Raw genomic sequence first — 11,470 nt, 5'->3', positions numbered from 1 at the left:
CCTAAACTTTCTCAAGACGAACGACCGTCTTACCTAACCGTACAAGTAACGAAAAAAGCCATGCCTTATCGCGAACTGGTAACTCAATAATGTCATAGTTACCGCTCGACTGAAGATTCGCACCTGGTATCTCTTCTGCAACCCACTGTGCTCCAGGATGACACCATAAGCGCACCCGTTCACCAGTAACTTCGTGCTCGCGAATAACATGCGAATGCACTTTACGCGCCAGCCTGCGCGAAACGGATCGCTGTCCTAACCGAGCATCAGTTATCCGATCAAACCGGTATCGTCGCACATCACCTTCAGCATTAGCTGCAATAAGCAATGGATGCGGGGTGTAGACAACATTAACTGGAAAAACAGTTGCTGATATACGATGCGGACGATCTACTCCGCCTTTCCAGTAGTCAATATCAACAGCGCGTTGATCGGCCAAAGCTTGGCCAAGAATATCAAGTACCTCGCGTGGCGCTTGAAGCTGCGGAGCGGGCCAAAGAACAGAACGATATCCATGCTCCGCAGTAGCTGCGACGATCCGCTCGCGCAGGGCAGATAATGCATGAATATCGTGTTGATCCACCGTTAGCATTGCTATATCGGTTGCTGCCAGTAAAGCAACAACCTCAGGTAACGATAATGCTGGAATACCACTACTTTCCACATTGCCAACTCGTACTAGTGAGTCAGGAGTGGGTTCGTCGTCGTCAATCCATATGTCGAAAGGCGATTCGAAAAAAGCGCCACTAACCAACTCAATTGTTGATAACTGAGCAATTTCCTCGCGCATTACCTGCCAAGAAACATCAAAACGAGTTGCCAGTTCTGCTAAGGTAACGTCTGCTTTTCCCAGTAAATAATCAGCGATAGCTCGTTTACGCACCAGGGACAAGTCACCAAACCCCATCGATAACCTCCTGTGCATAGGCAATACGTTCGGCCACATCCGCACGCAACCAGGCAGGAGAAATAACTTGAACTAAATCCCCATGGAAAACAATATCGTCGACGATAGCCCAACGGTCGCTTGCCGGAAACTCTACAACAACTCCCCCGTCACGTTGATCAATGATCTTCCCGCGACGTGCCAGTGGCGCCTGAGGATCAGATACAAAAAGCACAATATCAACCGGTGCAAGCTCAGAATCAACCTGATCAGTTACTGGCAACGTACATGCTTGATCTAAAACCTCTACTTTGCTTTCTATACGAGAAAGCTTGAAAGTGCGAATCTGCCCGTCTACCTGAATACCATCACGTTCAACAACCGCCCCGTGCACATAAAACGCACCAAAATGAACAGTAACTTGCCAGGGCTCTAAAATGTACTGTGTCACAGAAGTAGAGCGGTGATAACGAAAACGCATGCGCCGGTGTTCGCTCATTGCGCGTGCTACATCAATAACGCTCTCACCATTTGGCACGTTAAGCCGATACGGAGTTATTTTATCGGAAATCGTGCCGCTTCCTAAGACTTTTGCGGCGCCAAACTGCGCAAATGCTTCCACATTATTACGGCGCTTTGTCCCCAAAATACGCCGTAAAATACTAACATCTAGGCCACTGACATCAATGACGATCTGCCGAGATTCATCTACACGATAACGGTAGTTCTCATCAACAGTAATCGTATTGCCTGAATCGCGAAGAGTTTGAATGTCACGTTCAATCATCCGTTGCAATGCTTTACCTGACTTACCCGCATACGCAGGTAATTGCGCTATTTCGATAGCAGAAGCTGGAGCACGTGACAGCAACGTGAGCAGCGTAAAACGGCGTTCTTCGGCAGACATAGGCATACTCCTACTCTAGTGCACTATTCTTGATTACATGATGATGTACAGACACGGCGTTATTCTCACTATTCGACGTAGCTGGGGGCCAGCTTGCGAATACCTTGTCCGGCTTGATGATAAACGTGAAGTACGAGCTTTAGGATATGTTCCTTTGATAGGCTTGCTAGCTCCTGGGGATGCAGTCGTACTGTCTGCCTCAGCCTATGAACGAGGGCTAGGAACAGGCGGGTACATGCTCATAGTATTGGCGCCAGACCGATTACCTGCTGACACGCCACCACAACCGGGTCATTTAATAAAAGCTCGCTATACTCCCCAACAATTTATGGTTCAAGGGGTCGATGAACAAGAATCGCCATATCACGAGTTGCTTGAGGAAGCGGATTCCGTTGACGGCATGCCGGTGATTGTTGCTGATCTACATTCAGCGCTTCCAGCAATCACAACAGGAATTCGTACTACTCTTCCAGATGCTCGCATTGCCTATCTTATGACCGACGGCGGAGCACTACCAGCATGGTTTTCCATGGCAACACACACTCTTAAAGAAAAAGGCCATATTCTCGGTACGATAACGTGTGGCCAAGCATTCGGTGGGGAGCTTGAGGCCGTCACTATTCATAGTGGCCTGCTCGCAGCTCGCCATGTATGGAAAGCAGACATTACTATTATCGCTCAAGGACCAGGGAATCTCGGAACTGGAACACGCTGGGGATTTTCGGGAGTCTCATGTGGCGAAGCCTTAAATGCTGCCGGCACATTAGATGGAGTGCCCATTGCCTGTGTCCGCATGTCGAATGCAGATAGACGCGATCGACACTATGGTATCTCGCACCACACTTTACGAATTCTTCGCGATGTGACCAAAGTGGAATGTAGAGTTCCATTACCAGAATTAACACATTGTCCACGAGAATTCATTGACGAAGCGTGGTTCGATATTGTCAAAGAACAGTACGCAGGTTTGGCGCAACTACCTCATCTTCACTGTTTAGACATCGATTGCACCGGGCTGTACGACGCTTTGTTGCACTGCCCTGTCCCGTTAAGAACCATGGGCCGCAACCTAGAAGAAGACGTTATGTCTTTCCTCTCAGCTGCGGTCGCTGGTCGATATAGTGCCAGTTTGTTATCAGCTAATTAACTGATTCACTTTGCCATACTGTTGAGTTTCACTACCTCAGCAGTAAAGGAACTTAACGGTGGAACCGCATTATCCACAATGCCCGATTTTGCAAGGAAGACGCTCATCTTTTCCCATAACTGGGTATCTTGATGGCCAAATTCCTCAGCTGAGGCGTACAGTTTCAACGTCGCATCAAATACTTTCCGGCCTAACGCTCGCTGTTCTGGATCTGATAAAGAAGGCACATGTTTAGCGATAATATCCATCGCACCTTCCGGATCTTGCTGTGCTTCTTGAACTCCACGCTCAATAGCACCTAAAACTCGTGCATACACTTTCGGATTGAGCTTCGGCTTCAATGATCCTAATCCCACACCAACAAGTGGCAAATCCCCTTCAACCATGGGGATTTCAACAACGTCAAGTCCGGCATTTGCCATCGCGATGGAATCATTATTCGTAAAACCGATAATGGCATCAACTTGTTTGCTGACCATTGCTGCGGCTTGAGTGTACCCAATATACTCCACGTCCATTTTGTCTTTAAGACCATAGCTATCTTCCATAGCCAAAAGTGAATAATAGTTTTCTCCATAAGGTCCCGGTAGACCAACTTTCTTGCCGGCAAGATCAGCTGGTGTCGTAATGCCAGAGTCCTTTGTTGTTATCAGTGTCACTGGATATTGTTGGTAGAGAGTTGCCCAATTAATAATGTCTAATCCCTGAGTGCGCGCCTGCATCATCTCAGTTGCACCAGCAAAAACGACGTCTTCTTCTTGTGCTTCCAGTGCACCAAAAAGTGCTTCTTGAGCACCATGATGGCGCAATTTGACGTCTAATCCAGCATCGGCAAAATAACCTTTATCAAGTGCAACATACAACGGGCCAAATTGCACATCTGGAATATAAGTCAATCCGATAGTGACCTTATCTGGCCCAGTTTTTTCCGGCGTTGGTGAGACTGTTTGCACTGCCGAGCTACACGCAGTTAGTCCCACAGCGATGAGCGCCGCGCTAATGAACGTAATAATTTTTTTCATGGTGCTTCCTTCACGAAACTATGGCAAGCATACGGGTCTCTATTACCCGTAATACGAGGTATATGGCGATAGCCAGCACAGCCAAAATAGCAATCGTCGCAAACATTCCCGGAGCGTCAGTTAAATGTTGTGCTGTTGATAATTCGATACCCAAACCACGTTGCCCGCCAATAACAAGCTCTCCAACAACAGATCCGGTAACCGAAAGAGTAAAACCCGTGCGAATACCAGCTAAAATGCTTGGCAACGCCAAGGGGAACTCAATCGAATACAACAATCTAAGGCCGTGAGCACCGTCAAGTCGAGCAGCGTCAACCACGTCGGAATCGACGTCGCGAACGCCTACTGCGGTATTAATAATAATCGGGAAAATAACCATCAGAACACAAAGCAGAATAATCGGCGTTGTTCCATACCCCACCCATAAAACAAGTAAAGGGGCAAATGCAACTGCCGGTATTGCTTGCGAAGCTGCCAAATATGGCTCTAATGCTGCACTAAACAGCGCAAAATGGGTAATGCCAAAGCCTACTGGGATGCCAATACACGCGGCAATAAGTGATCCTATAATGGCAACAAGAAGCGTTTGCCAAGCTGAAGTAAGCAGGTAGCCTTCGCTCACTCCGTGCCACAGCCGTAAGGCAACAGACACCGGGTTCGGCAAAGCAAATTCACTAATGAGACCCCCATAAGAAACACATGCCCACAACAGAAAAAGAATCACCGCCACTAGCAACGGTGCCATGATTCTGCTGTTTCGCATATATGATCCTTCCCCGTAGGCACCGGGGAAACATGGGTACGCTAGGTCAGCGAACTCATGCTGCTCCTACCATCCGGACTATAACCGTCGGTCTAGGAATTCCACCTAGTCAACCACTGACGTGGGTCGCGGACTATCACCGCCGGTTCAGACTTACACTGACCCCGGAGCACATAGCTATTATTCCATGTCTAGCAACGGACTACAAATATTGTCATGCACTATGGATGTGTTTACTAGCCAGAGAACGAAGTTTCTCAATCTCTGCATGTGTATCAGGCGAACGATATACCGCTGATCCAGCAACGAATGTATCAGCTCCAGCTTGTGCGGCCTTCTCAATAGTTGCACTAGATATACCACCATCAACCTGTATCCACACATCTAGTCCAGTTTTATTAACAGCTTCACGAGTGCGAGCAACTTTCGCCATCATCGACTCAATAAACGCTTGACCCCCGAAACCTGGTTCAACTGTCATCAGCAAAATCATGTCGAATTCATCAAGGATATCCAAATAAGGTTCGATCGACGTTGCCGGTTTAACAGCTAGCCCAGCACGCGCACCCATGGCACGTAATTCACGAGCTAACCGAAGCGGAGCTTGGGCTGCTTCAGCATGAAATGTAACAGATTGCGCACCAGCCTCTACGTAGCTAGGTGCCCACCTATCCGGGTCTGCAATCATCAAATGAGTATCTATCGGAATAGGGCTTACACGGCAAATCGATTCCACAACCGGTACACCCATCGTCAAGTTTGGAACAAAATGATTGTCCATAACGTCAACATGCGCCCAATCGGCATTCGAAATTTTATCGAGTTCAACACCTAGCTGCGAAAAGTCAGAATTCAAGATCGATGGATTGATTCGAACTTCCATATTTCCTCCAGTCAGTACCGTATTATTCACTTGCAGGTTTGGCAATCAACACTAAAAACATAGCGTCCGAATTATGTAAATCCGGCCATAACTGCAATTCACCATTAACACCACTGAGCTCTTGACGCGCCTGGGTTGATGCAATAGCGGGAGTGTCCAGTTTAATCGCCTCAGGATTGCGTTCCATGAAACTAGCAACAATATCCGAGGTTTCAGTCAAATAGGGTGAGCATGTCGAATATGCAAGAACACCACCAGGCCGGAGAGCTTTCCATCCGGCTTCTACAAGCTCCAATTGCAATTTTGCTAAGTCAAGTCCATCACCAGCTTGTTTTCGCCAACGGGCTTCCGGACGCCTACGCAATGCACCGATTCCTGTGCATGGAGCATCAATGAGGATACGCGAATAGCGCTCACTAGGCACAATATCTTGATGGTCTGGAGAACCAAAATCTCGACCATCACCTTCACGGACATCGATTATATCACTCCACGGGGATATCGAATCGAGAACAAGTTCTAGGCGGTGTGGATGTAGTTCATTAGCGTGGATCCGACTTCCTCGCTCCTGCGCAATCGCTGCCAATGTCGCAGTTTTACCACCGGGCCCAGCACACATGTCCAGCCATAAGTCATCATCAGTTTCAAGTTCTGCACTCGCTAATGTTTTTGCTACCAACTGAGAGCCCTCATCTTGGACCCCTGCTAGGCGATCTTTAACCGCAAAAACGCGATACGGATCGCCGCCGTGCAACAAAAGCGCACTGTCTACAAGGTGACCAGGTGCTGATCCCATATGACCACGAGAAATATCTTCTGCTAAGGCTTCAACACTAATACCACGAGCAACAAGAGCTACTGATGCCGGGGTATTATCGGCTTTGAGAACGCTGAGAATGTCCTTATGTGTACGTCCATGATGTATCAGGGCCTTATCTAAGGCACGCACGATCCACTGTGGGTGAGAATACCAAGTAGAAAGAAAAGCCACCGAGTTGACCTTCCCACCCGCATCCATTTTCAGCTGAGCTTGCCATTGTGCCAATGACCGTTCACTAACTCGGCGCAAAACAGCATTAATGAAACCAGCAATTCCCTGAGACAATTCATTGCGCGCAATCACAACAGTTTCATTAATGGCCGCGTGAGCTGGCGTGTGTAACTCTAAAAGCTGATGAGTACCCATTCTCAGTAGTACCCGCACTGCACTATCAAGTTCCGTAACCGGACGACCGTTTGTGCAATGCCCCAGAATCGCATCCCAACGTCCCTGCAAACGTAGTGTTCCGTAACATAAGCTGGTGGCATATGCGGCGTCTTGTTTATTGAGCCGTGCTCTGCGAATTTCTTTCGGCAAAGCAAGATTCGCGTAAGCTCCATCATCTTCAACCGTTACTAACACATCAAAAACAGCAAGCCGAGCCCGGTCGGATGTGCCGCGTCCGGGTTTCCAGTTAGTTGGTCGTTGTGAACTCATGAGTTATCTTCCTTGATGGTGAATGCCAGCTTTTCTGCTGTTAAACCACGCGCCCACGCGGCTGCAGACATGGTTTTCTTACCTGCAGGCGTAACATCAGAAAGTTCAACAGCGGTAGTTCCGGTACCAACGCGAACGATATTTCCTGGAACTATCATGCCGGCAGGAATACCACTGACAGAAGTGACCTGGACAGTACCGAGCTTAATCCGCTGCCCATGAAACATCGTCCACGGACCAGGCTCCGGGCTATAACCCCTAATTCGCGCATCAACAACATTAGCTGGGCAAGAAAAATCGATATATGAATCTCTAGTCGACATTTGTGGGGCGATGGTAACGTCACCTTCTTGTGGCTGACTGTGCACTTCGCCTTTTTCTAGTCCAGCAAAAACACGTGCCAATTGTTCCGCCCCCGTCAGCGAAAGAAGGTCGAGCATCTCGCCAGCAGTTCTTCCAGCTATTTCTTGTTTTTCCATATCAAAGACCGGACCAGTATCCAATCCTTTTTCGATCTGAAACACTGATGTACCAGTCATCTCATCCCCAGCAGCGATCGCATATTGAACTGGAGCTGCTCCGCGCCACCGTGGCAATAGCGAGTAATGTAGATTAATCCAACCATGGGTTGGGATAGTAAGTAGAGCTTCAGGAATCAGCAATCCATAAGCCACAACGGCTACTGCATCCGGTGCAAGTGATAAAAGTTTTTGGGTTATCTCATCACCGCGTAATGACTGCGGTGTCAATACTTCAATACCTAATTTTTCAGCAACGTGATGTACTGGTGATGGGGTAAGAACTTTCTTCCGACCTACGGGTGCTGGGGCACGGGTTAGAACAGCAATAATCTCATGATCTTGCCGGAGTCGTTCAAGAGCCGGCAAAGCAGTGGCAGGAGTACCAGCAAATATAATACGCACAGTTGTAGTCTATCTTCCTTTAGTTATTAATCGTTGACAATCACACTGAAGTGTCCATTTTAATCGTGATTCGGCCAAGTTTTTGAACTGAAATAATTCGATGCGCCTGTGAGATAAGTAGAGTAATCTTCTCTCGCTCATGTTGTGGAAATGCTAAATACACATGGAGATCGGAGTCTTGCCCTCCCGGATACGGACCGATAACACGCACCCCAGGTATCAACTCATCAGCTCCTGCACCTAGGAGAGCTGCTAGAGAAGAATCTTCAGAGCTTAACCCTGCATCATGTGCAAGAGATTGCAAAATCGATAGAAAGTGCCGTAATACTTTCATAGTACCGGTTACCTGTACCCACACATACGCTGGTGGTAACAATAATTCCTCTCGTTCAAGCAATGCTTTTGCAGCCCAACCATACATATCCCAGTTTTTTATTGTCAAAATCAACTGTGCTGGAACATCTCCTACGATAAGCAGCTGCCCACCTTGGGAACGCGGTTGAATAATAGTAGTTATATGTGCAAGTGCCCGCAGAAAATACACTTCAGCATCGAGGTTTTCTGAACGTAGCATGTAGCCAGCATCGAGAATGACGCCAGCAGCGAATCCTGATTTGATTCGTGGAAGTTGCCCTGCAGTAGAAACAACTATCCGATGTTCATCGTCTGCTGGCGATATTTCTTGGCCGACACCTGCTAAATGTATTGGAACGTTACGAAAAGCACGCCCTATTTCCTGTGCTGTTCGATGAGAGCCAATACGCACCGGCTTGAGTTGTGTACCTCGGCAATGACGACAAGTAAAGCTCATTATGGTTACACCGCAACGTTGACAACGCGCGGGCTGATCAGGTCCAGCTATACCAAGCTTCCCATCGCAAATATGGCAGGTTGCAACTTCACGGCAACGAGCACAGGCAACAATTGGTATATATCCAGTTCGTGGTACTATCACTACAACGTCCCCACGAGTTAATCCTTCGCGTACCACGGTAAATACCGCCGAAGGCATCCGTGACCACCGCTCTCCTTCATAAGCAAGGGACGACGCAGCCAATACTTGAGCGAGCGCGTGCGGATCTCGCCGTTGGGCGGGCAATAGGATCTGTGCACTCGCTGAATTTTTTACGTACCATGCCAGTTCTACTGAAGGCCCATAATTAAAGGACAAAAAACTACACGGGGTCAGGCGGCTACGTTCCATCAGTAATTCACGTGTATGAATATACGGATTATGCGGTTCTTCATGCGCCCGATGGTGATCATCAAGAAGGATAACGAGACCGAGGTTTTGTGCCGGTGCCCATGCGGCTGAACGGGTGCCAACAACAACGCGAATATCTCCAGATTTAACATCAAGAAATTGTCGATATCGGACTTCTGGCGTGTTGTCAGAAATCATCGTCGCTACTCTAATTCCGAGATTGCGTTGTAACTGTTCGGCATAAATATGAGCTTGTTGCGCAGTAGGCACGACAAAAATAACGCTCTTGTGACTCTCGGCTACAATAGCTACCACTGTTTGTGCAAGGGCGATAACTGAATCAACGCTCCGCACTTGGGTGATAGCCTGAATGACGTTTCCATCACGAAGTTTCTCAAGAAGCTCTTTACCGCCAGAGTAGTTATGCCATGCTTGCGTGTCCGTGTTGAACCGATAAGTTTCTTTTATATGATCAGTTTCGAGGAACTCCTTTTCTGCTCGAGCATGACGTTGTGGAATAGCTAAACGTAAACAATGACTAAGTGTCGAACTTTGCCGTTGAGATACCGCTTGAGCAAGACGATAAATATCTGCATCAAGTACTGGTACTGGTGATACTACTTTCTTCAATGGACGCAAAGTAGAACTAAACTTACTACTGTCCGACCGCCCCACAATAAACCCTTGCGCTTTGCCGGAGCCAAATTCCACCATTACTCGCGCGCCTACCGGGACCTGGGCATATTTTTCCGGAATACGGTAGTCAAATAGCGTATTCATGTGAACATGCGGGACATCGACAGCGACGTGAGCCACCGGATTAGGAAAAGACGATGTTACTTTCTGAGCTATGCGCTCTAGACGCAATAATTCTTCTTGCGCCGAATACTCTGGCAATGAAAAAAGATCATTCATACTTACTAGTCAATCACGAGCTTCCACCACATTTTAGTGCACACCTGAGGTTTTCTAGTGAGCAGTATATTACCCTCATCGAGGCATACTAGAGACCCGCTGCGATGCGAAGTTGCGCAACTCGATCTGTCTTCTCCCAGGTAAATTCCGCTAATTCACGGCCAAAATGTCCATAGTTCGAGGTTAGCGAATAAATCGGACGCAATAAATCTAGGTCACGGATAATAGCCGCTGGGCGCAGATCAAAGACTTCTTTCACCGCTGAGCTAATGACTGCCTCATCAACTTTGTTTGTGCCAAACGTATCGACTCGGACAGATACCGGCCGCGCTTTACCAATCGCATAGGCAACTTGCACCTCACACCTGTCAGCTAGTTGGGCAGCAACGACATTCTTAGCCACCCACCGAGCGGCGTAAGATGCCGAACGATCAACTTTCGATGGATCCTTACCAGAGAAAGCACCACCGCCATGACGTGCCATACCACCGTATGTATCGACAATAATTTTCCGTCCAGTAACTCCAGCATCTCCCATTGGACCACCTATTTCGAAGCGGCCAGAAGGATTAACGAGGAAAACAGCATCCAAAATAGATACTGAGGTAGCATACTGGTTTAAGATTGGGCGGATAACATGATCAATAATAGAAGTAGCTAAATCAGACATGTTAATACCCGGTTCATGCTGAGTCGAAACCACAACAGTTTCCACGCTAACTGGAATGCCCCCGTCATAATTAACAGTTACTTGAGTTTTACCGTCTGGACGCAAACCAGGAACAATATTCTCTTTCCTAACTTCGGTTAATCGCTCAGCTAAGCGGTGCGATAAAAATACTGGTAGCGGCATCAGTTCAGGTGTCTCATTAGAGGCATAACCGAACATTAATCCTTGATCTCCAGCTCCTTGGTGGTCGAGAACATCTATTTCTTCGCCAAGTCGAGCTTCTAAAGAAGTGTCAACTGAGGAGGCAATATCCGCAGATTGTTGATCAATTGAGACCGAGACTCCGCATGATGCTCCATCAAAGCCAATATTCGAGGACGTGTAGCCAATATCTTTAACAACCGAACGCACAATATCAGAAATTTCCACATAACCATCAGTCGTTACTTCACCAGCGACATGCACTAATCCGGTAGTTACCATCGTTTCTACAGCTACACGGGAGTTTCGATCTTGAGCGAGTAACGCATCTAAAATGGAGTCAGCGATTTTATCACAGACCTTGTCTGGATGGCCTTCGGTCACCGATTCTGATGTAAATGGCTGAAGCGTCATAAAACGTTCTCTTCTTCCTTAGTAGTATGGTCAATTCATCCTATCGACGATGATAGAT

General features: G+C 47.6%; 10 protein-coding genes and 1 riboswitch. Of the genes, 1 reads left to right on the top strand and 9 read right to left on the bottom strand.

The annotated features are described in order from the left end of the window. Position 1: 1 nt before the first annotated feature. Together HC352_RS04115 and HC352_RS04110 are read right to left on the bottom strand one after the other, a co-directional pair. Positions 2–907: a helix-turn-helix transcriptional regulator gene (locus HC352_RS04115; protein ID WP_168917711.1), complete on the bottom strand. Its 906-nt coding sequence runs from the start codon at positions 905–907 to the stop codon at positions 2–4. After that, positions 894–1,793 (bottom strand): helix-turn-helix transcriptional regulator, encoded by a 900-nt coding sequence (locus HC352_RS04110; protein WP_168917710.1) that lies wholly within the window; start codon positions 1,791–1,793, stop codon positions 894–896. The genes HC352_RS04115 and HC352_RS04110 overlap by 14 nt, the downstream gene beginning before the upstream one ends. Positions 1,794–1,830: 37 nt before the next feature. Between HC352_RS04110 and HC352_RS04105 the strand changes: the two genes are divergently transcribed. Then, positions 1,831–2,940 carry a DUF3866 family protein gene (locus HC352_RS04105; protein ID WP_168917709.1) on the top strand — a complete coding sequence of 370 codons (1,110 nt, stop codon included), beginning with the start codon at positions 1,831–1,833 and terminating at the stop codon, positions 2,938–2,940. Between the two features lie 5 nt (positions 2,941–2,945). On the opposite strand, the gene HC352_RS04100 is transcribed toward HC352_RS04105, so the two are convergent. The 7 genes from HC352_RS04100 to metK all read right to left on the bottom strand — a co-directional run bounded on the left by HC352_RS04100 (position 2,946) and on the right by metK (position 11,412). Further along, on the bottom strand, positions 2,946–3,962 hold the full coding sequence (locus HC352_RS04100) for an ABC transporter substrate-binding protein (protein ID WP_168917708.1): 1,017 nt from the start codon (positions 3,960–3,962) through the stop codon (positions 2,946–2,948). Between the two features lie 10 nt (positions 3,963–3,972). Beyond that, the gene (locus HC352_RS04095; RefSeq protein WP_168917707.1) at positions 3,973–4,725 is read right to left on the bottom strand and encodes an ABC transporter permease; all 753 of its coding nucleotides are present in this window, start codon (positions 4,723–4,725) and stop codon (positions 3,973–3,975) included. A 57-nt stretch (positions 4,726–4,782) separates the two neighbouring features. Beyond that, positions 4,783–4,901, bottom strand: a riboswitch (FMN riboswitch). Positions 4,902–4,939: 38 nt separating this feature from the next. Further along, a complete protein-coding gene (gene rpe / locus HC352_RS04090) occupies positions 4,940–5,608 on the bottom strand; it encodes a ribulose-phosphate 3-epimerase (RefSeq protein ID WP_168917706.1) in 669 nt (222 codons plus the stop codon). A gap of 22 nt (positions 5,609–5,630) precedes the next feature. Then, a complete protein-coding gene (locus HC352_RS04085; protein WP_168917705.1) occupies positions 5,631–7,085 on the bottom strand; it encodes a transcription antitermination factor NusB in 1,455 nt (484 codons plus the stop codon). Next, complete coding sequence (fmt, locus tag HC352_RS04080) at positions 7,082–8,008, bottom strand: methionyl-tRNA formyltransferase (RefSeq protein ID WP_168917704.1); 927 nt, start codon at positions 8,006–8,008, stop codon at positions 7,082–7,084. The genes HC352_RS04085 and fmt overlap by 4 nt, the downstream gene beginning before the upstream one ends. 40 nt (positions 8,009–8,048) lie before the next feature. Then, on the bottom strand, positions 8,049–10,127 hold the full coding sequence (locus HC352_RS04075) for a primosomal protein N' family DNA-binding protein (protein WP_168917703.1): 2,079 nt from the start codon (positions 10,125–10,127) through the stop codon (positions 8,049–8,051). A gap of 88 nt (positions 10,128–10,215) precedes the next feature. After that, positions 10,216–11,412, bottom strand: a complete 1,197-nt coding sequence (metK, locus tag HC352_RS04070) for a methionine adenosyltransferase (RefSeq protein ID WP_168917702.1) — start codon at positions 11,410–11,412, stop codon at positions 10,216–10,218. Between the last annotated feature and the right edge of the window lie 58 nt (positions 11,413–11,470).

The sequence above is a fragment of the Arcanobacterium buesumense genome (assembly GCF_012563545.1).
Lineage (GTDB): Bacteria > Actinomycetota > Actinomycetes > Actinomycetales > Actinomycetaceae > Arcanobacterium > Arcanobacterium buesumense.
Note: the sequence above shows the minus strand (reverse complement) of the source record. Positions and strands in the feature narration are given on the sequence as shown.